This is a genomic window from Dactylosporangium sp. NPDC005555 (genome assembly GCF_040605635.1).
Taxonomy (GTDB): domain Bacteria; phylum Actinomycetota; class Actinomycetes; order Mycobacteriales; family Micromonosporaceae; genus Dactylosporangium.
In genome coordinates, this window is record NZ_JBEXDG010000012.1 from 143,030 (window position 1) to 163,569 (window position 20,540).

General features: G+C 70.9%; 20 protein-coding genes. 17 read left to right on the plus strand and 3 right to left on the minus strand.

Annotated features, from left to right (window positions below):
• Positions 1 to 2 precede the first annotated feature (2 nt).
• Both flgK and flgN read right to left on the minus strand, forming a co-directional pair.
• Positions 3 to 1,403 carry a flagellar hook-associated protein FlgK gene (gene flgK / locus ABZS58_RS16520; protein ID WP_354782115.1) on the minus strand — a complete coding sequence of 467 codons (1,401 nt, stop codon included), beginning with the start codon at positions 1,401 to 1,403 and terminating at the stop codon, positions 3 to 5.
• Entirely contained in the window at positions 1,404 to 1,886 is a 483-nt protein-coding gene (flgN, locus tag ABZS58_RS16525; protein ID WP_354782117.1) for a flagellar export chaperone FlgN, read from the minus strand.
• Positions 1,887 to 2,049: 163 nt separating this feature from the next.
• On the opposite strand from flgN, the gene ABZS58_RS16530 reads away from it, so the two are divergent.
• The 9 genes from ABZS58_RS16530 (at position 2,050) to ABZS58_RS16570 (ending at position 11,460) form a co-directional block, all read left to right on the plus strand.
• Positions 2,050 to 2,955, plus strand: a complete 906-nt coding sequence (locus ABZS58_RS16530; RefSeq protein ID WP_354782119.1) for a FliA/WhiG family RNA polymerase sigma factor — start codon at positions 2,050 to 2,052, stop codon at positions 2,953 to 2,955.
• Positions 2,956 to 3,075: 120 nt separating this feature from the next.
• Positions 3,076 to 3,969 (plus strand): FliA/WhiG family RNA polymerase sigma factor, encoded by an 894-nt coding sequence (locus tag ABZS58_RS16535; protein ID WP_354782121.1) that lies wholly within the window; start codon positions 3,076 to 3,078, stop codon positions 3,967 to 3,969.
• A 164-nt stretch (positions 3,970 to 4,133) separates the two neighbouring features.
• Positions 4,134 to 4,991: a flagellin gene (locus tag ABZS58_RS16540; RefSeq protein WP_354782123.1), complete on the plus strand. Its 858-nt coding sequence runs from the start codon at positions 4,134 to 4,136 to the stop codon at positions 4,989 to 4,991.
• Positions 4,992 to 5,176: 185 nt separating this feature from the next.
• Complete coding sequence (locus ABZS58_RS16545; protein WP_354782124.1) at positions 5,177 to 6,031, plus strand: flagellin; 855 nt, start codon at positions 5,177 to 5,179, stop codon at positions 6,029 to 6,031.
• Positions 6,032 to 6,189: 158 nt separating this feature from the next.
• Positions 6,190 to 7,047, plus strand: a complete 858-nt coding sequence (locus ABZS58_RS16550; RefSeq protein ID WP_354782126.1) for a flagellin — start codon at positions 6,190 to 6,192, stop codon at positions 7,045 to 7,047.
• A gap of 69 nt (positions 7,048 to 7,116) precedes the next feature.
• Entirely contained in the window at positions 7,117 to 8,475 is a 1,359-nt protein-coding gene (gene fliD, locus ABZS58_RS16555; protein ID WP_354782127.1) for a flagellar filament capping protein FliD, read from the plus strand.
• 35 nt (positions 8,476 to 8,510) lie between these two features.
• A complete protein-coding gene (gene fliS / locus ABZS58_RS16560; RefSeq protein ID WP_354782128.1) occupies positions 8,511 to 8,897 on the plus strand; it encodes a flagellar export chaperone FliS in 387 nt (128 codons plus the stop codon).
• Positions 8,894 to 9,235, plus strand: coding sequence for a hypothetical protein (locus tag ABZS58_RS16565; protein WP_354782130.1), 342 nt, complete (start codon positions 8,894 to 8,896; stop codon positions 9,233 to 9,235). Before fliS ends, ABZS58_RS16565 begins: the two co-directional genes overlap by 4 nt.
• Before the next feature lie 41 nt (positions 9,236 to 9,276).
• On the plus strand, positions 9,277 to 11,460 hold the full coding sequence (locus ABZS58_RS16570) for a glycosyltransferase (protein ID WP_354782131.1): 2,184 nt from the start codon (positions 9,277 to 9,279) through the stop codon (positions 11,458 to 11,460).
• Positions 11,461 to 11,560: 100 nt separating this feature from the next.
• Here ABZS58_RS16570 and ABZS58_RS16575 read toward each other — a convergent pair whose 3' ends face one another.
• Positions 11,561 to 13,702: an MMPL family transporter gene (locus ABZS58_RS16575; protein ID WP_354782133.1), complete on the minus strand. Its 2,142-nt coding sequence runs from the start codon at positions 13,700 to 13,702 to the stop codon at positions 11,561 to 11,563.
• A 298-nt stretch (positions 13,703 to 14,000) separates the two neighbouring features.
• On the opposite strand from ABZS58_RS16575, the gene ABZS58_RS16580 reads away from it, so the two are divergent.
• The 8 genes from ABZS58_RS16580 (at position 14,001) to ABZS58_RS16615 (ending at position 20,514) form a co-directional block, all read left to right on the plus strand.
• Positions 14,001 to 14,342 (plus strand): flagellar basal body protein, encoded by a 342-nt coding sequence (locus tag ABZS58_RS16580; protein ID WP_354782135.1) that lies wholly within the window; start codon positions 14,001 to 14,003, stop codon positions 14,340 to 14,342.
• A gap of 5 nt (positions 14,343 to 14,347) precedes the next feature.
• Entirely contained in the window at positions 14,348 to 14,752 is a 405-nt protein-coding gene (locus ABZS58_RS16585) for a flagellar basal body rod C-terminal domain-containing protein (protein WP_354782137.1), read from the plus strand.
• Positions 14,753 to 14,923: 171 nt separating this feature from the next.
• Positions 14,924 to 15,232 carry a flagellar hook-basal body complex protein FliE gene (gene fliE, locus ABZS58_RS16590; RefSeq protein WP_354782139.1) on the plus strand — a complete coding sequence of 103 codons (309 nt, stop codon included), beginning with the start codon at positions 14,924 to 14,926 and terminating at the stop codon, positions 15,230 to 15,232.
• Positions 15,232 to 16,845 (plus strand): flagellar basal-body MS-ring/collar protein FliF, encoded by a 1,614-nt coding sequence (fliF, locus tag ABZS58_RS16595; protein WP_354782141.1) that lies wholly within the window; start codon positions 15,232 to 15,234, stop codon positions 16,843 to 16,845. The genes fliE and fliF overlap by 1 nt, the downstream gene beginning before the upstream one ends.
• A 21-nt stretch (positions 16,846 to 16,866) precedes the next feature.
• Positions 16,867 to 17,877, plus strand: a complete 1,011-nt coding sequence (gene fliG, locus ABZS58_RS16600; protein WP_354782143.1) for a flagellar motor switch protein FliG — start codon at positions 16,867 to 16,869, stop codon at positions 17,875 to 17,877.
• Positions 17,878 to 17,966: 89 nt separating this feature from the next.
• A complete protein-coding gene (locus ABZS58_RS16605) occupies positions 17,967 to 18,767 on the plus strand; it encodes a FliH/SctL family protein (protein WP_354782145.1) in 801 nt (266 codons plus the stop codon).
• Positions 18,764 to 20,080, plus strand: coding sequence for a FliI/YscN family ATPase (locus ABZS58_RS16610; RefSeq protein ID WP_354782147.1), 1,317 nt, complete (start codon positions 18,764 to 18,766; stop codon positions 20,078 to 20,080). The genes ABZS58_RS16605 and ABZS58_RS16610 overlap by 4 nt, the downstream gene beginning before the upstream one ends.
• On the plus strand, positions 20,080 to 20,514 hold the full coding sequence (locus ABZS58_RS16615) for a cell envelope biogenesis protein TolA (RefSeq protein WP_354782149.1): 435 nt from the start codon (positions 20,080 to 20,082) through the stop codon (positions 20,512 to 20,514). The genes ABZS58_RS16610 and ABZS58_RS16615 overlap by 1 nt, the downstream gene beginning before the upstream one ends.
• The last annotated feature ends 26 nt before the right edge of the window (positions 20,515 to 20,540 follow it).

Consider the following 20,540-nt stretch of genomic DNA (forward strand, 5'->3'; position numbering starts at 1 on the left):
CCCTACCGTTTCATGTTGATCAGCGAGTCGAGGGTGCTGTCGACCACCGAGATGACCTTCGCCGCCGCCTCGTACGCCCGCTGGAACTGCAGCATGTTGGTCATCTCCTCATCCAGGCTGACCCCGGACTCGGCCTGCTCGGCCGCGGTCACGTCGTCGGCGATGACCTGCTGCGCGTCGGCGCGCCGGTTGACCGTCTGCGCCGAGATGCCGATGTCCACCACGAAGTTGCGGTACTGGACGTCGGCGCCCGCCGGGTCCTTCGCCAGGTTCGCCAGCAGGGTCGCGTTGTCGCCCTGGAACGGGTTGGTGGCCGTGCTGGACGCCGCGACCTTCGTCGGGTCGGCGATCGCCACGCCGATGTCGGCGGCGTCCGTGCCCGAGAAGAAGTCCCCGCCCTGCACCGGTGTCGGCGTCGTGGCCGGCGGGACGACGGTGATGTCCCAGCCCTGGGCGTGCTGGGCGTTCACGCTCGTGATGAGCTGGCCCGCGACGTCGTCGAGGCCCTGCACGGCGTCCGGGACGGTCGTGTTGAGTGCCTCCAGCCGCGACGCGATCCGGCCCGAGGCGATGGCGGCGACCCCGCCGCTGTCGGCGAACTGCACCTGCGGCGGCGCGATCGTGCGCCCGTCGACCGTGGTCGAGCCGACCGCCTGCAGCGCGCGCACCGTGTCGCCCTGCACCAGCACGGCACCGGCGAGCAGCACGTCGGTGCTGCCGTCCTTCTTGGGCCGGGCGGTCGCGCCGGTCAGCTCCGACAGCCGCAGGATCAGCGTGTCGCGCTTGTCGGACAGCTCGTTGGTCGGCATGTCGGCGACCTTCGCCAGGGCGATGCGGGTGTTGAGGTCGGCGATGCCCGCGGTGGTCTGGTTGACCACGTCGACATCGGCGGTCAGCTGCTCGCGGGTCGCGGTGTACAGCTCACCGAGGTTGGCCCGGGTGGTGCGCATCGTCCCGGCGACCGTGTTGGCCCGGGAGAGCAGCTGCGTGCGGGCCGAGGCGTCGCCGGGCCGGTTCGCGACGTCCGACCAGGCGTTCCAGTAGTCCGAAAACTGCGCCTGCAGGCCGTTGTCGCTGGGCTCGGCGAGCGCCTGCTCGACGTTGGCGTACACGGTCTTCTGCGCCTGCAGGTATTCGTTGAGCCCGTGCTCGGAGCGGGTGCGGTTGGTCATGAACTCGTTGTGCAGCCGCGTGACGCCGGTGATCCTGACGCCGTCGCCGACGCCGGCGCTCAGCGAGTACCGCGCGGGCTCGGTCACGTTCTCGACCGGGGACAGCTCGACCCGCTGCCGCGAATAGCCCTCGGTGTTGACATTGGCGATGTTCTGGCCGGTGACGTCCAGCGCCCGGCGCTGCGCGTAGAGCGCGGACAGTGCGGTGTTCAGGCCGGAGAAGGTGCTCATCTACATCGCCTCGTCAACTAGCCGGTTGCGGGGGGCGGACCCGACGGTCTGCCCCCGCCGCCCGTAGGTCTCCACCGATCCCGCGACGGCCAGCATCGTCTCGCGGGCGGCCCGCGCACCGGTGGTGAGGATGTCGCGGTTGGCCTCGGCGAGCGCGCTGACCTCGGCCGTCAGCGTCAGGAACGCCATGCGGTGCTGGTTGAGCAGGTCCGACCACGGCGCAGGGGACGCCTCGGCGAGCTGGGTGAGGCTCGGGTTGGGCCCGAGCCCGAGGGAGGCGCCGATCGCCTCGACCTCGGCGGCGCGGACGACCTCGGTGCGCCGGATCTCCTCCAGCACGACCTCGACCTCGCGGGTGGCGTGCGCGAGCCAGCGGGTGCGCCCGCCCGCGAGGACCAGCTGCTCCTCCTCGAGCTTGAACAGCAGCAGCTCCAGCATCTCGCGTTCGCGCCACAGGATGCTCGCGAGATCCGCCAGCCCCATGCGTGTGCCGCCCTTCACCGCGTCATCGATCGCTTCACCCACATAGGTCGGCAGGTCGATACGAGGGTTGAGTACAACCTCCCCGCAACTTTGTGTGACGCGGATCTGCACCCACGGCTACCGAGGCTGGTTCTCGACCAACTCCTGCCACGAAGAGGTTGCCGTGACCGTCACCACCGAAGCCCAGACCGCCCGGACCTTCCTGAGCCCCGCCGAGCTGGACGCCGCCGTGCGCAGCCACCTGCCGCTCGTCGGGCACCTGGTCCGCGAGATGCTCGGCCGGCTGCCCGCGCACGTCTCCCGCGAGGACCTCGTCTCCGCCGGCATGGCCGCCCTCGCCCACGCCGCCAAAGGCTTCGACCCCAGCCGGGGCATCCCCTTCGGCAGCTTCGCCACCACCCGCATCCGCGGCGCCCTCCTCGACGAACTCCGCGGCCTCGACTGGGCCAGCCGCTCCGTGCGCACCCGCGCCCGCAAGGTCGAAACCACCCAGCAGGAACTCACCGCCACACTCGGCCGCACCCCCACCCAGGCCGAGCTGGCCGAGGCGCTCGGGGTGGCGCCCGAGGAGCTGAAGGCGATCGGCGATGACGTGCAGCGCGCGGTCGTGCTGTCGTTGCAGGGCTTCACCGCGGGGACCGCCGAGGACCTGGTGCCGGAGCGCACCCCGGGCCCGGAGGACCTGATCCTGCACCGGGAGAAGATCGGCTACCTGCACCACGCCGTCAACGCGCTGCCCGAGCGGCTGCGGCACGTCGTCACCGCGTACTTCTTCCAGGAGCGGCCGATGACGGACATCGCCGCCGAGCTCGGCGTCACCGAGTCGCGGATCAGCCAGCTGCGCTCCGAGGCGCTCGTGCTGCTGCGCGACGGCCTCAACAACCACCTCGACCCGCAGATGGTCGCCGCGCCGGAGCGAGGCAACGGCTGCGTCGCGCGCCGGCGGGCGGCGTACTACAGCCAGATCGCGCGCCAGGGCGACCTGAGCGCACGGCTCGCGCACACGACGGCACTGGGCATGCCGACCTCGGAACTGCAGGACGTGAAGGACCTCAAGGACGCTGCCTGAGGACAACAACCTGTTCGCAACCAAGTGCGACCGTTTGTGTACCCAAAGTGACAGAGGCTGGATCTTGCCGGGAGGTTCTCCCGGCCCACGAAGACCCACTCCTGCCACGAAGAGGTTGCCGTGACCAGCACCGCCACCCACGCTCGACCCAGCAGCACCGCTACCACCACCAGCGCGCGCGAGCGGGACGATCTCGTCCGCGCCCACCTGCCGCTCGTCGGGCATCTCGTCCGCGAGATGCTCGGCCGGCTGCCCGCGCACGTCTCCCGCGAAGACCTCGTCTCCGCCGGCATGGCCGCCCTCGCCCACGCCGCCAAAGGCTTCGACCCCAGCCGGGGCATCCCCTTCGGCAGCTTCGCCACCACCCGCATCCGCGGCGCCCTCCTCGACGAACTCCGCGGCCTCGACTGGGCCAGCCGCTCCGTGCGCACCCGCGCCCGCAAGGTCGAGACCACCCAGCAGGAACTCACCGCCACACTCGGCCGCACCCCCACCCAGACGGAGCTGGCCGAGGCGCTGGGCATCGCCCCGGACGAGCTCAAGACGATCGACGACGACGTGCAGCGCGCCGTGGTGCTGTCGCTGCAGGGCTTCACCGCAGGGACCGCCGAGGACCTCGTCCCCGAGCGCACCCCGGGCCCGGAGGACCTCATCCTGCACCGGGAGAAGATCGGCTACCTGCACCACGCGATCGGCGCGCTGCCCGAGCGGCTGCGCACGGTCATCACGTCGTACTTCTTCGACGAGCGGCCGATGCACGACATCGCCCGGGAGCTGGGCGTGACCGAGAGCCGGGTCAGCCAGCTGCGGGCCGAGGCCCTGGTTCTGCTGCGCGACGGCCTCAACAACCACCTCGACCCGCAGCTGCTCGCCGCGCGGGAACGCGCCGGCGGCTGCATCGCCCGCCGCCGGGAGGCGTATTACAGCCAGATCGCGGACCAGGGCAACCTCAACGCCCGGCTGGCGCTCACGAACACCCTGGGCATGCCGACCGGCATCCCGCGGAGCCTCTGACGAAAGACCCGGTGCGTTGCGGACCGGGTCTTTCGTCGTTGTAGTTGCGTTGCGGAAAATTTCCCAAGCAGATTCCTCATGCCCCTGGCGATGCCGCCGATGTGTTGAGCGAACGGGCCAAGGACGGCCCGTGCAGCACCGGCCCGCATCAAGGAGGAATCACCATGGGTCTTCGTATCAACAACAACATCGCCGCTCAGAACGCCTACCGGAACCTGTCGGTGACGGACAGCCAGATGAGCAAGTCGCTGGAGAGGCTCTCCTCGGGGTACCGGATCAACCGCGCCGCGGACGACGCGGCCGGCCTGTCCATCAGCGAGGGTCTTCGGTCCCAGATCGGCGGCCTGAAGGTCGCGGTGCGCAACGCACAGGACGGCATCTCGGTCGTGCAGACCGCTGAGGGTGCGCTCACCGAGACCCACTCGATCCTCCAGCGCATGCGTGACCTGTCCGTGCAGGCGTCGTCCACCGGCTCCCAGGACACCGACGCCCGCACGGCCGCGCAGACCGAGTTCACCCAGCTCAACTCCGAGCTGGACCGGATCGCGTCCACGACCAGCTTCGGCGGGCAGAAGCTGCTCGACCGGGGTGGCGTGTACACGGGCACGTTCCAGGTCGGTGCCAACACCTCCAGCGCCGACCAGATCGCGGTCAACCTCGGCACCGCCGCCTTCGGCAGCGTCACCGGCGTGACCGGCTTCGACTCGACCGGCCTCGGGACCGACGCGCTCGATCTCGTGGGCGGCGCCTCCGCGGCCATCACCGCGATCGACACGGCCATCAAGGGCATCTCGACCGCCCGGGCGACGCTCGGTGCGTACCAGAACCGCTTCGAGCACACCATCAACAACCTCAACACCACGGTGGAGAACCTGTCCGCGTCCGAGTCGCGCATCCGTGACACGGACATGGCCCAGGAGATGGTCTCCTTCACCAGATCGCAGATCCTGACCCAGGCCGGCACCAGCATGCTGGCCCAGGCCAACCAGGCACCGCAGAACGTGCTGTCCCTGCTGCGCTAGCACCACACGCACCACCCTCCTCAGTTGATGACACGACCGCGGCGCCTCCACCCACGGAGGCGCCGCGGTTGTCTCCGGCCGAGGATTTTTTCGCAGAACCCTTATGCCGCAAGGCGAAGCGCCGATGTTGAGTACGAGCGGGCCACGGATGGCCCGGTCTGTGACCCGATTCAAGGAGGAACTTCATGGGTCTTCGCATCAACAACAACATCGCTGCTCAGAACGCCTACCGTAACCTGTCGGTCACGGACAGCCAGATGAGCAAGTCGCTGGAGAAGCTGTCGTCGGGCTTCCGGATCAACCGGGCCGCCGACGACGCGGCAGGCCTCTCCATCAGCGAGGGTCTTCGGTCCCAGATCGGCGGCCTGAAGGTCGCGGTGCGCAACGCTCAGGACGGCATCTCGGTCGTGCAGACCGCTGAAGGTGCTCTCACCGAGACGCACTCCATCCTGCAGCGTATGCGTGACCTGTCCGTTCAGGCGTCGAGCACGGGTTCGCAGGACACCGATGCGCGCACGGCCGCGCAGACCGAGTTCACTCAGCTGAACGCTGAGCTGGACCGGATCGCGACCACCACGTCGTTCGGCGGGCAGAAGTTGCTCGACCCTTCGGCGTCCTACAACGGCACGTTCCAGGTCGGCGCCAACACGGCGTCCGCCGACCAGATCGCTGTGAACCTCGGCACCGCGGCCTTCGGCAGCGTTGCTGTGACCGGCTTCGACTCGACCGGCCTCGGGACCGACGCGCTCGATCTCGTGGGCGGCGCGTCCGCGGCCATCACCGCGATCGACACCGCGATCAAGGGTGTTTCGACCGCTCGGGCCACGCTCGGTGCATACCAGAACCGGTTCGAGCACACCATCAACAACCTGAACACGGCTGTGGAGAACCTGTCCGCCTCGGAGTCGCGCATCCGGGACACGGACATGGCCTCCGAGATGGTGTCGTTCACCCGCTCCCAGATCCTGACCCAGGCCGGCACGAGCATGCTGGCCCAGGCCAACCAGGCGCCGCAGAACGTCCTCTCTCTGCTGCGCTGACGGAGCTGGAGTCTGATGACCTGACGAGGGCATGACAGGGCACGGCACCCACCCAGGGCGCCGTGCCCTGCCAGTTCTTCTCAACTCCCTGACGGCCCGGCCGATCTGCACCGTGAACAGGCCACGGACGGCCGGACCGAGCTCAAGGAGGAACTGACATGGGTCTCAGGATCAACAACAACATCGCCGCTCAGAACTCCTACCGGAACCTGTCGGTGACCGACAGCCAGATGAGCAAGTCGCTGGAGAAACTGTCCTCGGGCTTCCGGATCAACCGGGCCGCCGACGACGCCGCCGGCCTCTCCATCAGTGAGGGCCTGCGCTCGCAGATCGGCGGACTGAAGGTCGCGGTGCGCAACGCGCAGGACGGCATCTCGGTCGTGCAGACGGCTGAAGGCGCGCTCACCGAGACGCACTCCATCCTCCAGCGCATGCGTGACCTCTCCGTGCAGGCGGCCTCGACCGGTTCGCAGGACGCCGACGCACGGACCGCCGCGCAGACCGAGTTCTCCCAGCTCAACCAGGAGCTGGACCGGATCGCGACCACCACGTCCTTCGGCGGGCAGAAGCTGCTCGACCCTTCGGCGTCCTACACCGGCACCTTCCAGGTCGGCGCCAACACCGCGACCGCGGATCAGATCACGGTCAGCCTCGGCACCGCCGCCTTCGGCAGCGTCACCGGCGTGACCGGCTTCGACTCGACCGGCCTCGGCACCAGCGCGCTCGACCTGGTGACCGACGCGAGCACCGCGATCACCGCGATCGACACGGCGATCAAGGGTGTCTCGACCGCCCGGGCCACGCTCGGTGCGTACCAGAACCGCTTCGAGCACACGATCAACAACCTGAACGTCGCCGTGGAGAACCTGTCCGCGTCGGAGTCCCGCATCAGGGACACGGACATGGCCCAGGAGATGGTCTCCTTCACCAGATCGCAGATCCTGACCCAGGCCGGCACGAGCATGCTGGCCCAGGCCAACCAGGCACCGCAGAACGTGCTGTCGCTGTTGCGCTGACAGCGCTCGTAGCGCGGGGAGGGGACCCAGGTTTCCTCCCCGCACGCTTTGTCTCACGGAGGTACCAGCATGGGTAGCGTCGACGGCCTCATCTCGGGCATGAGCACCTCGTCGGTCATCAGCGGGCTGATGCAGGTCGAGGCCGCCCCACAGAACGCCCTCAAGACCAAGGTCGCCACGCAGCAGAAGGTCGTCACCGCGTACCAGGGCATCAACGCGAAGATGAAGGCCCTGATGACCGCGTCGAAGGCCCTGGTGGACCCGACCGCCTGGAGGGGCGGCGTCGCCACGTCGAGCTCGGACGCGGCCACCGCCTCCACGACGGCGACGAGCAGTTCGCAGAGCGGCTCGCTCTCCTTCCGGGTCAGCAAGCTGGCCTCCGCGCACGCCATGGTCTTCTCCAGTACGGTCGCGGCGACCACCGACCCGATCATGGCGCCCGGTTCGTTCAACATCAACGTCAACGGCACCCCGAAGCCGGTCACCGTCACCGACGGCTCGCTCAAGGGCGTCGTCGACGCGATCAACAAGACCGCCGACCTCGGCGTGAAGGCCACCGCGTTCCAGGTCTCCCCCGGCCAGTACACGATGCAGCTGACCTCGACCACGACCGGCGCGCAGTCGACGTTCGACCTCGGCGGGGCGAACCCCTTCAGCCTCGGCGCCGAGCAGCTCGTGTCGACGGGCGCTGACGCGGAGCTGCTCGTCGGCGACCCGCTCACCCCGCTCAAGGTGACGTCGTCGACGAACACGTTCAAGGACCTGATGAGCGGCCTCACCGTCACCGCCGCGAAGGTGCAGGCCCCCACCGACCCGCCGGTCACGGTCACCGTCGCCAGTGACACCGAGGGCGTCGCCGCGAAGGTCCAGGCGATGATCGACGCGGCGAACTCGGCACTGTCGGAGATCGGCACCCAGACCAGGAACAAGAGCGGCGCGGTCCCCGGCGGCCCGCTCTCCGGCAACGGCATCATGTCGTCGGTCGCCAGCTCCGTGCTCAACACGGTCTCCGGCGGCACCGCCGCGGGCGGCAGCTACAAGGAGGTCGGCATCGAGCTGACCCGCGACGGGCAGCTCACGTTCGACAAGGCGAAGTTCAAGGCGGCGCTCGAGGCCGACCCGGCGAAGGTCGAGGCGCTCTTCATCGACACCGCGCAGACCGACGTCAGCCTCAAGACCGGCCTCGCCGACAAGCTGTCCGCCTCGGCGGACAAGGCGACCCAGACCAACACCGGCACGCTGTCGCGGCTGATCACCAGTGGCAACGACGCGATCACGGACCTCAACCACCGCGTCGACGACTGGGACGTCCGGTTGCAGGCCCGGCAGGCGACGCTGCAGAAGCAGTTCGGCGCGATGGAGACCGCGCTGGGCAAGCTGAAGAACCAGGGCAACTGGCTGTCGGGCCAGCTCGCCTCGCTCGGCTAGCCCGACGCCGATTCCCCTTTGGCCCTGGAGAACGCATGACCACACAAGCACTGCGCAACCGCTACGTCAGTGACAGCGTCGCGACCGCTCCCCCGTCCCGGCTGCTCGTCATGCTGTACGACCGGCTCGTGCTGGACCTGATGATCGCGGGCCAGTCCCTGGAGCAGGGCGATCGGCAGACGGCGTCGGGGCGCATGCAGCACGCCCAGGAGATCATCATGGAGCTCCGGGCGACGCTGGACACCACCGCGTGGAGCGGCGGGCCCGGCCTCTCGTCGCTGTACAGCTACCTGATCACCGAGCTGATGCAGGCCAACGTGACCGGCGACCGGGACAAGGTCGAGCACGTGCAGAGTTTCGCCGAGCAGTTGCGCGACGCGTGGCGGGAGGCCGCCGCGCAGGTGATCGGGTCCGGCCCGTGACCTCGCCCTCAGGCGAGGCGGGCCAATGGGACACCGCGTGGGCGACGGCGCTCGACGCGATGGAGCTCGAGGCCGACGAGGTCGAGCAGATGCTGCGCCACCGTGACGTGCTGGAGTCCGCGCCGGTGACGCCGGTGACCTTCACGCCGCCGGAAGGGCTCGGGCCGCTGCCGATCGCCCTGCAGGACCGGGCCCGGCGGCTCGTGCAGCGGCAGCTGGACCTCGCGCGGGAGCTGACGATCGCGATGGCCGGCAACCGTCAGCAGGCGCGGCTGGTCAACCGGCTGCACCGCGAGACGGTCGACACGGTCCCGGTGTACGTCGACAACCGCACCTGAAAAGCACTCCGATTGCGCCCGAAACGGCCGATGTGGTCGGCATGACCCATATCCCGGTGTCCGTGATCGTCGCCGCGGGTGGCAGCCCCGACGACTTCCACGCCTGCCTGCTGTCGCTGCGGTCCACCCTCGGCCTGCGCGACGAGGTGGTCTGCGTCCTGCCGCCGGAGCGTCCCGACCTGCGCGCCGAACTGCGCGGCGAGACCTGGCTGAAGGTGATCGAGCCGCCCCCGGGATCCGGCACCGCCGAGCGCTGGGCGGCCGGCGTCGACGCCACCCGCCACCCGATCATCGTGATGGTCGACGGCGACGTCGTCCTGTCCGCGCACTGGCTCGACCCGGTCCTGGAGCCCTTCCACGACCCGTCCGTGGTCGCCACCGGCCCGCGCTGCCACCTCAGCTTCGGTCCCCAGGACGCCGGCCTGCCCGAGGAGGCGAAGGGCAGCGCCGCGGCGTTCAAGTCCTATGCCCGGCAGTGGCGGCAGGACCATCGGGGCGAGTTCAGCGACGTGGACCGGCTCGGACCGGTGTGCGTGGCGATCCGCCGCGACGCCCTCGCGATCGCCGGCGGGCCGACCGCGGACCTGCCCTGGGACGGGCTCGCCGCGCAGGGCCGGATCACCATCGCGCACGCGGCGCTGGTCGCGCACGTCGCGTCGCCGGCGTGCGGGCTGCGGGCCGAGTTCGTGGAGCCGGCCGACGCGCCGCTGATCAGCGCGTCGTTCATCGTCAAGGACGAGGCCGATGTGCTGGGCCGGTCCCTGGAGGCGATCCGCGACCTGGTCGACGAGATCGTGGTCTACGACACCGGCTCGACCGACGACACGGTCGCGGTCGCCCGTGCCCACGGCGCCAGGGTCATCGAGGGTTTCTGGAACGACCACTTCGGCGACGCCCGCAACCGCTGCCTGGAGCACTGCCGCGGGCGCTGGGCGCTGTGGGTCGACGCGGACGAGATCTTCACCGGCAACGTCCGGGCCGTCCGGGAGGCCGTCACGGCCAGCGACGCCGACGCCTTCTTCGTGACCATCGACAACCAGGAGGGGCACGAGGGTGGCTCCGGCATCAGCACCATCTACTTCCCGCGGCTCTTCCGCAGGGCACCGTCGCGCCTGTACGGGCGGCTGCACGAACAGGTCGTCGACCGGATCACCGGATACGCCCAGGTCGGCGGTCAGCTACCGGCGCTGGTGCTCAACCACACCGGGTACACCGAACTGCGCAAGACGGTGAAGGGCAAGGCGGAACGCAACCTGCGCCTCGCCGAGCTCGCCGCCGAGGACGTCAGCGGGATCACCGCCATCGGCAACCTCGCCCGCGCCCAGATCGGCTCCGGGCACGTCGAGGAGGCGATCGTCACCTCCCGCCGCGGGCTGGCCCAGGCGAAGGAGAACAGCCACCACGTGCTGTTCCTGAAGATCCTCGCCGACGCGTACCTGGCGCTGAACCGGCTCGCCGAGGCGAACGAGACGATCGAGGAGCTGCGCCGCATCGCCAGCAAGGGCTTCACCGTCGACGAGCACGAGGTCAAGCTGCGCTTCGCCGAGGGTGACTACGAGCGCGCCCTGGAGATCGTCACCAGCCTGCCGGAATCGGGCGTGAACGACCTGCTGTACGGCGTCGGCAGGGGCCGCTTCGCCGGGCTGGAGATCGACGCGCTCAGCCGGCTGGACCGGCACCAGGAGGCGGCGCTGCGGCTGCGCGAGTCGCTGCGGGAGGGCCGGGTGCCGGTGCCGGTGTCGCGGATGGCGCAGGTGCTCGGCGCCGCCGACGGCAGCCTCGCCGAGGTCGCCGAGGTGCTGCCCCGCGAAGGGCTGCGCGGGCTGCTGTTCGGCATCGCGGAGGCACCGCCGGAGGCCGCCGACGAGCTGCTGGAGGCGTTGTGGCGCCGGTACCCCGGTGAGCCGACGGTGCTGACCGTGGCCGCACGGGTCGGCCGGCTGGTCCCGCTGATCCGGGCGATGGAGTGGTCGGCCCGGCTGCGCCAGCACGGCTTCGCCGAGCGTTGCACGCTGCTCGCGCTGTCCGAGGACCCGCGGCGCACCCCGCGGGAGCGGACCCTGGCCGCGGCGATCGCGCTGGAGATGTTCCACGACGAGGCGGCGCTGCCGCTGCTCGACGACGCGCTGTCGGCGGTGCCGGACGACCAGAGCGCCCCTGTGCTGGAAGAGATGCGGATCCTCGCGCCGCGGGTGTCGGACTCGATCGAGCTCGCCGACGCCTGAGAACGACCTACCGCCGCCGGTGCCCGATCAGCACCGGCGGCGGGGTCGTGTCACGGTCGGCTCCGCCTCAGGAAAGGGTGCCGGCCGGGTTCGGTCCGGGTCAGCGGCGCCCGGCGCCGACGAGCTCGCCCTCGATCACCGGGGCGGGCGGCGGCACCTCGCGGCGGCGCATGAAGCGCGGCGCCCACCAGTTGGCGTTGCCGAGCATCGTCATCAGGGCGGGCAGGACGACCGCGCGGATGACGGTCGCGTCGAGCAGGATCGCGGCGGCGAGTCCGACGCCGAGCTGCTTCATGTCGATGGTGCTCAGCGTCGCGAAGATCGAGAACACCGCCACCATCACGATCGCCGCGCTGGTGACCACGCCGGCGGAGCCGGTGATGCCGTGCGCCACCGCCTCGCGGGTCGGCATGCCCTGCCTGACCGCCTCGCGGATGCGGCTGACGACGAAGACGTGGTAGTCCATCGACAGGCCGAACAGCACCACGAAGAGGAACAGTGGCAGCCACGACACGACCGCGTCCATGGACTTGAAGCCCAGGATGCCCTCGGCCCAGGTGCCCTGGAAGATCAGGACGACGAGGCCGTAGGAGGCGCCGGCGGAGAGCAGGTTGAGCCCGATCGAGGTGACCGCGACGACCACCGAGCGGAACGTGAACGCCATCACCAGGAACGTCAGGATCAGCACGAACCCGACGACGAGCGGCAGCTTCCGCTTGACGTGCCCGGCGTAGTCGACGTCCGCGCCGACGAACCCACCGACGGCCGCGTCCGATCCGAGTGTCAGGCCCGGGACCTTGCCGACGGTCTGGGGCACCATGACCTGCCGCAACCGGTCGAGGGACTCCTTCGCCTGTTCGGAGCGGCCGGCGTACGGGGTGGCGACGTCGAGCAGCGCGACGCTGCCGTCGGCGGAGACCTGGATGTCCGGTGCCTCATCCAGCGGCGCGAAGAGCGGGTCCGCGGCGGCGGCCCTCGCGAGTTCGGCCAGTGCCGTCTTCGTGGCGTCGAGCTGACCGGCCGGGACGCGGACGGCGACGGTGTGCACGGTGCCGTTGCTCGGGTACGCCTCGACGAGGCGGTCGTAGGCCTGCATGGCCGGTGTGGTGCGCGGCAGGTCCTCCATGCCGGGGAAGCTCAGCCGCATCGTCAGGGCCGGCGCGGCGAGCGCCAGCAGGGCCAGGACCGAGACGGCCAGGGTGATCGCCGGCCTGCGCAGGGCGGGCCGCAGGATGAAGCTCCAGACCTTCGACTGGCCCTCACCCTCGGCGCGGGGCCGGGTGAGCCGCCACAGGACCGGCACGCGGGGCCGGTCGATCCAGCGGCCGAGCTTCGACAGCAGCGCCGGCAGGACGGTCAGCGAGCCGATCACGGACACGAGCACGACCAGGATCGAGCCGACGGCGAGGGACGAGAAGACCACGTCACCGGCGAGGAACAGCCCGGCCATCGCGATGGTGACGGCGATGCCGGAGACGACGACGGCGTGGCCGGAGGTCTCGGCGGCGATCTCGACAGCGTCGAGGTGCCTGCGGCCCTTGGCCCGCTCCTCCCGCTCGCGGCGCAGGTAGAACAGCGAGTAGTCGACGCCGACGGCCATGCCGATGAGCAGGATGACACTGGCGGTGGTGTCGGTCGACGGGACCAGGTGCGACGCGAGCGTCGACAGGCCCAGCGCGGCCGCGACCGACATCAGCGCGAGGATCACGGGCACGCCGGCGGCGATGAGCGCGCCGAACGCGACGATGAGGATCGCGAACGTCACCGGCAGGCTGAGGAACTCGGCCCGCTGGAAGTCCTTGCCGAGCGTCTCGTCCATGGCCTGGCCGATGGACTCGCCACCGGTCTGCTCGACCCGCAGCTCCGGGTGCGCCTGCTGCACGGTGGCCGTGGCTTCGCGCAGCTTGCCGACGCGGTCCTGGGCGGTGTCCGCCTCGCCGCTCATGGTGACCCGGACGAGCAGCGCGCCGCCGTCGTGGGAGGGCAGCGGGTCGCTCACGGACGCGACCTCGGGCAGCGCCCGCATCGCGGTCGCGACGTCGGCGGCGGCCTTGTCCGCGGCCGCCTTGTCCAGCGTGCCGGACAGCGGGGTGATCAGGACGCTCTCGGTCGCCGGGTTGTCGAACTTCCCGTCGTTGACGATGACGCCGGCCCGGCCGGACTCGCCGATCGCCTGGTCGGAGTTGCTGGCCTCGACGGTGCCCGCCATGGTGCCGCCGATGAAGCAGACAGCGACGAACACGACCCACAGTGCGATTGCGCGCCACGGGTGTTCCGCGCTCCAGCGCGCCACCCGTACGGTAACTGGTCTCTTCTCCACGTACAGAGACGCTATGGATCCGCGGTGCCGCGGACATCCGGGCTGCACCCGACCCGCACCCGGATTCGCGCTGTGGGGGTTTTCCCCGAGAGGTATTCCTCAACCCCGGGTGGGTGACGCCGATAGCTCCAACGAGCAAGGATCGCTCATAGCAGCAGCCAGGGACCGGCGACACACCGCAAGCGGAACCGTTTTTCGCCTGGACGGGAGCATCCCTGCCGTGTTCGAGGACGTCACGTCGGTCACCCTGCACAGCGCCCTGACGGGCCTGGCGAAGCGGCAGCGGGTGATCGCCGACAACATCGCCAACATCGAGACGCCCGGCTTCCTCGCCGGGAAGGTGTCGTTCGAGGACTCGCTGCTCGGCGCGGTCGAGGCCGGCCGGCCCCAGGACGCGTCGATCGCCGTGGCCCGCTCGATGGAGCCGACCCGCGAGGACGGCAACAACGTCAACCTCGACCACGAGGTGCTCTCCAACGTCGACACCGGGCTGCGGTACCAGACGATGCTGCGCGGCGTCGACGACAAGTTCATCCTGCTGCGTACCGCGATCAGGGGCTGACGACGATGACCATCTTCAGCGCGATCGGCATCGCCGGCACTGGCGTGACCGTCTACCGCAAGTGGCTCGACGCGATCGCCGACAACGTCGCCAACATGAACGACGCCCAGTCGACGTCGGGCCAGGTGTTCCGCGCCCGCTACGTGCAGGCCCGCGCCGTGGACTACGGCACCGGGGAGGGCGGCGTGGTCGTCGCCGGCACCGCGCTCGGCGACCCGAAGGGCCGGCTCGTGTTCGAGCCCGAGAATCCCCTGGCCGACCGGGAGGGCTACGTCAGGTACCCCGACGTGGACCTGGGCTCGCAGATGACGCAGATGATCATGGCGCAGCGCGGATACCAGGCGAACCTCACCGTGGTCGACCGGGCGAAGGACGCCTACCAGGCCGCGATCCAGATCGGGAAGGGCTAGTCATGACTGATCCGAAGCGTGGCGGAGGAGCCAGTCATCGGCGGCTCGGTATCGGGTCAGGCCGGCGCCGGAGCGCGGCGGAGGTGACGGCGTGACCGGCCAGCGGAGCGGCTCGGGCCGGTCATCAGGGGGTCAGGCTGTGGTCAGGCGCCCGGAACGGAGTGAGGACGCATGACCGTTTCCGCCATCCAGGCCACGGGCGCCATTCCCGCGATCGCTCCGATCACCGCGTCCGACCCGGCCGGGCCGTCGACGTCCGGCGCCGACTTCGGCGCCATGGTGGCGCAGGGCCTGCAGAAGCTCCAGCAGGTCCAGCACACCGCCGACGACCTCGCCGTGCAGGCCGCCACCGGCCGCCTCACCGACGTGCACGACTACATGATCGCCGCGACCGAGGCGAGCCTCGCGACCAGCCTCACCGTCGCGGTGCGCAACAAGGCCCTCGAGTCCTTCAACGAGATCATGAGGATGCAGGCCTGATGCGCGACCGGCTCACCGCTCTGCTGCAGCGGGGCAAGGACGGCTGGGCCGCGTTCACCCCCGGGCAGCGCGCGGTCACGATCTTCGCCGTGCTCGCCCTCGCGATCGGCGGCTACTTCTTCGCGACGTGGGCCGGCAAGCCGACCATGGCGCCGCTGTTCTCCAACCTGGCCGCCGCCGACGCGAGCGCGATCGTCGACAAGCTCAACGCCGACGGCGTCACCTACACGCTGTCCGACGGCGGCGGCACCATCAACGTACCGAGCGACCAGGTGTACAGCCTGCGGATCTCGATGAGCGGTGCCGGGCTGCCCGCGTCCGGCGACGCCGGCTATGCGCTGCTGGACAAGCAGGGCATCATGACCAGCGAGTTCATGCAGCAGGTCACGTACCGGCGGGCCCTGGAGGGCGAGCTCGGCAAGACCATCGAGGCGATCAACGGCGTCAACACGGCGACCGTGCACCTGGCGATCCCGCAGAAGGACGTGTTCACCGACGACCAGCTCGCGCCGACCGCGTCGGTGCTCGTCGACACCGGCACGAAGCCCCTGACCGGCGGCGCCGTCACCTCGATCGTGCACCTGGTGTCCTCCAGCGTCGAAGGGCTCGAGCCGACCGCGGTGACCGTCGTCGGCGCCAACGGCAAGGTCCTGTCCGGATCCGACGGCGCCGGGTCATCGCCGGACGGGCAGTCCGGGCAGACGTCGGCCTACGAGGCGCGGCTCAACAACGCGCTGCAGAACATGCTCGACACCGTCGTCGGGCCGGGGCACTCCGTCGTGCAGGTGACCGCCGACCTCGACTTCGACGCCACCGAGACCAAGACGCAGAAGTACATCGCCGACCCGGCGGTCCCGCCGCTGTCGGAGTCGAAGACGTCGGAGCAGTACACCGGCGGCAACGGCACCCCGGTCGGCGGTGTCCTCGGCCCGGACAACATCCAGGTGCCCAACGGCACGGGCGCCGGCGGCGACGGCACCTACCAGCAGTCCACCGAGACCCGCAACAACGCCGTCGGCATGGTCACCGAGACGAAGAAGTCGGCGCCGGGCGCGGTGCGGAAGCTCGCCGTCGCCGTCATCGTCGACAGCTCGAAGGCGAAGGTCGACGAGGCGCAGCTGCAGCAGCTGGTCTCCTCCGCCGTCGGCCTCGACGCGACCCGTGGCGACCAGATCGCGGTCAGCTCGATGGCCTTCGACACCAGCAAGGCCGAGGCGGAGGCGAGCGCCGAGGCGGACGCCACGAAGGCCGAGCAGGGCGAGCTGCAGCAGAAGTACATCCAGATGGGCCTGATCATCCTGGCCCTGCTGATCCTGCTGATCGTCGCCGCGCTCTCCGGCCGCCGCCGGCGCAAGGCCGACAAGGTCAAGCTCAGCGACCAGCAGAACGCGGCCCTGGAGGAGATGCAGGCGGCCATCGAGGCGGCCCGGGCCAAGCTGGCCCTGGAGGGCCAGGGCGGGATCGGCGGCGCCCACGAGCTCGAAGGCGCCGGCGGCCCCGGCGAGGAGTTCGACCGCGACGGCCGCTTCCGCGACATCACCCAGATGGTCGAGAAGCAGCCCGACGAGGTCGCCCAGCTGCTGCGCGGCTGGCTCGCCGACCGGCGCGGCTGACCATGGCGGGAGCACGCATCGATGACCACGGGTGAGCTGACGGGCCTGCGCAAGGCCGCCATCCTGCTCGTGCAGATGGGCAAGGAGGACGCGGCGAAGATCATGTCGCATCTTCGCGAGTCCGAGGTCGAGGAGCTCACCGCCGAGATCATGCGGCTCGGGCAGGTCGAGGGCGACGTCGCCGACGTGGTGCTCGAGGAGTTCCACGACATGGCGACCGGTCACCGGTACGTGGGACAGGGCGGCCTCGACTTCGCCCGGGACCTGCTGGAGGCGTCGCTGGGCCGGGAGCGGGCCGGTGAGATCGTCGGCCGGCTCAACACCGTCTTCATGGACGTGCCGTTCGGCTTCCTCGGGCAGGCCGACCCGCGGCAGCTGCTGTCGTTCCTGCAGGACGAGCACCCGCAGACGATCGCCCTGGTCCTGGCGCACATGACGGCCACGCAGGCGTCGCAGATCCTCGGCGGGCTCGCCCCGGAGCTGCAGGCCGACGTCGCGCACCGGATCGCCGTCATGGACCGCACCTCGCCCGACATCATCCGCAAGGTCGAGTCGACCCTGGAGCGCAAGATGTCCTCGGTGCTGCAGCCGAGCGACCTGTCGGCCGTCGGTGGCCTCGAACCGCTCGTCGAGATCATCAACCGGACCGACCGCGCGACGGAGCGGCTGATCCTCGAGGGGCTCGCGGGCCGCAACCCGGAGCTCGCCGAGGAGATCCGCTCGAAGATGTTCATGTTCGAGGACATCGTGTCCCTCGACGACCGCTCCATCCAGCTCGTCCTGCGGCAGGTCGAGACCAACGACCTCGCCACCGCGCTCAAGGGTGTGCGCGAGGAGGTCCGCCAGAAGGTCATGCGGAACCTGTCGGAGCGCGCCGCGGAGAACCTCGCCGACGAGATCGAGATGCTCGGCCCGGTCCGCCTGCGCACCGTCGAGGAGTCGCAGGCGAAGATCGTCCAGGCGATCCGCACCCTGGAGGAGTCGGGCCAGATCACGATCCGCCGAGGAGATGACGATGAGTTCGTGGGCTGAGAACCGCGCAGATCACGATCCGCCGAGGGGACGACGATGAGTTCGTGGGCTGAGAACCGCGCAGATCACGATCCGCCGAGGGGACGACGATGAGTTCGTCGGCCGACCACCCCCTGGCCTTCCCGCCGCCGAAGCCGAAGAAGGCGGGCACGCCCAGGCCGGCGTTCCCGCCCCCTCCCCCGCCACCGCCGACCCCGGCGACCAGAGCGTTCCCGCCGCCGCAGATCCCGGCGACGCTCGGGTACGGCGAGAGCGTCCTCACCGACGACCGGGCGGGCGCCGCGCCGCAGGCCCGCTTCGACGTCGACCTCCGCGAGCGGGAGACCTACCCGCCGGAGCTGGTCGCGAAGGTCCGCGCCGACGCGGAGGCCGCCGGCTACGCCGCCGGATGGGCGCAGGGCGTGCAGGAGGCGCGGATCGGGGCGGAGGCACAGGCCGCCCACGTCGCCGCCGATGCCGCGGAGGCCGCCGAGACGCACCGGCACCGGATCGCCACGACCCTGCGGGCGATCGGCGCCGCCGCCGACGGCCTGGAGCGCCGGGTGGTGCCGGCCGCGCAGGACATCGAGGACCAGATCGTCGCGACGGCGTTCGCGCTCGCCGAGGCGGTCCTCGGCCGGGAGCTGCGCACCGCCACCGAACCCGGCCGGGAGGCCCTGGCCAGGGCCCTCGCGCTGGTGCCGGGGACAAGTCCCGTGACGGTCCGGCTCAACCCGGCGGACCGGCTGACGATAGGACAGACGGAACTGGTCATGGACGGCCGCACGGTGTCCCTCGTGGACGACCCGGGCCTCGGACCGGGTGACGCTCTCGCACTGTGCGACGCCACGAAGGTCGACGCCCGGCTCGGGCCGGCCCTCGACCGGGTGCGGGAGGTGCTCGAACAGTGACGTCGTCGCTCCAGCAGCGCATCGCCGCCGCCCGCCGGGCCGCCGGCCCGCGGGTCACCGGCCGGGTCGTCTCGATCGTCGGGCTGTCCGTCACGGTCGCCGGCGTCGACGGGTGCGTCGGAGACCTCGTCGAGATCGGGGAGCCCGGGGAACACAGCGCGACGGTCCCCGCCGAGGTCGTCTCCATCGACGGCGACCGGCTCGCGTGCCTGCCCCTCGGCGCGCTCACCGGCATCGGCACCGGCAGCCCCGTGCGCGGCACCGGATCGCCGCTGCAGATCGCCGTGGGCCCGCAGCTGCGCGGCCGCATCCTCGACGGGCTCGGCCGCCCCATGGACGGCGGGCCGCCGCTGACCGGCCTGGAACGCGTCACCGTCGAGAACGACGCCCCCGACGCCCTGGCCCGCGGCCGGGTCCAGGAGCCGCTGTCGCTCGGCGTCCGCGCCCTCGACACGCTCGTGCCGTGCGGCCGCGGGCAGCGCATCGGCATCTTCGCCGGCTCCGGCGTCGGCAAGAGCAGCCTGATGTCGATGATCACCCGCGGGACCGACGCGGAGATCTCCGTCATCGGGCTGGTCGGCGAGCGGGGGCGCGAGGTCCGCGAGTTCATCGAGAACGACCTCGGACCCGAGGGCCTGGCCCGGTCCGTCGTGGTGATCGCGACCTCCGACCAGCCGCCGCTGGTGCGGTTGCGCGCCGGGTTCGTCGCCACCCGGATCGCCGAGTACTTCCGCGACGGCGCCCAGGACGTCCTGCTGCTCATGGACAGCCTCACCCGCACCGCCATGGCGCAGCGCGAGGTCGGCCTGTCCGCCGGCGAGCCGCCCGCGACCCGCGGCTACCCGCCGAGCGTGTTCGCGCTGCTGCCGCGCCTGCTGGAGCGGGCCGGGCCGGCGCCCGCCGGCTCGATCACCGGCCTGTACACGGTCCTCGTCGAGGGCGACGACCACAACGAGCCGATCGCCGACACCGCCCGCTCGATCCTCGACGGGCACATCACCCTCGACCGGCGCCTCGCCACGGCCGGGCACTTCCCCAGCATCGACGTGCTGGAGTCGATCTCCCGGGTGGCGGGCGCGGTCACCACCCGGGAGCAGCGCACCGACGCCACCGCCCTGCGCCGGATGCTGGCCGCCCACCGCGACGTGCGCGAGCTCGTCGAGATCGGCGCGTACGTCAGCGGCACCAACCCCGACGCCGACCGGGCCCGGGCACTGTGGCCGCAGATCAACGACTTCCTGCGGCAGGACATGGACGACACCACCCCGGCCCCGCTGGCGTGGTCGATGCTGGATGCGCTGGTGAGATCCTGATGGCGAAGAACGGTTTCCGGCTGGGCGCCGTCCTGCGGGCCCGCAAGGCGCAGGAGGACGCGGCGAAGGCGGCCGTCGTCCGGGCCCGCGGCGAGGCGGCGTCGGCGCACGCCACCGTCCACGCCCGCGAACGCGACCTCGACGGCCGGCGGGTCCCCGACGGCGCGTCGTCCGCGGCGTTCGCCGCCACCCTCATGGCCCGGCAGGCGACGGCGACCGCGCTGTCGGCCGCGATCGGCGCCGCGTCCCTCGCCGACGAGACCATCAAGGAACGCCTCGACGACCTCACCGACGCGGCCGTGCAGCGCCGCACGATCGAGAAGCTCCAGGAGCGGCACGACCTGACGCGCAAGCAGACGGCCGCCGCGACCGAGGCGAAGGCGGTCGACGACCTCACCACCGCCGCCGCCTTCAACCGCCGGGAGGACACATGACCGGGCCGCGGCGCAGCGCGGGAGCC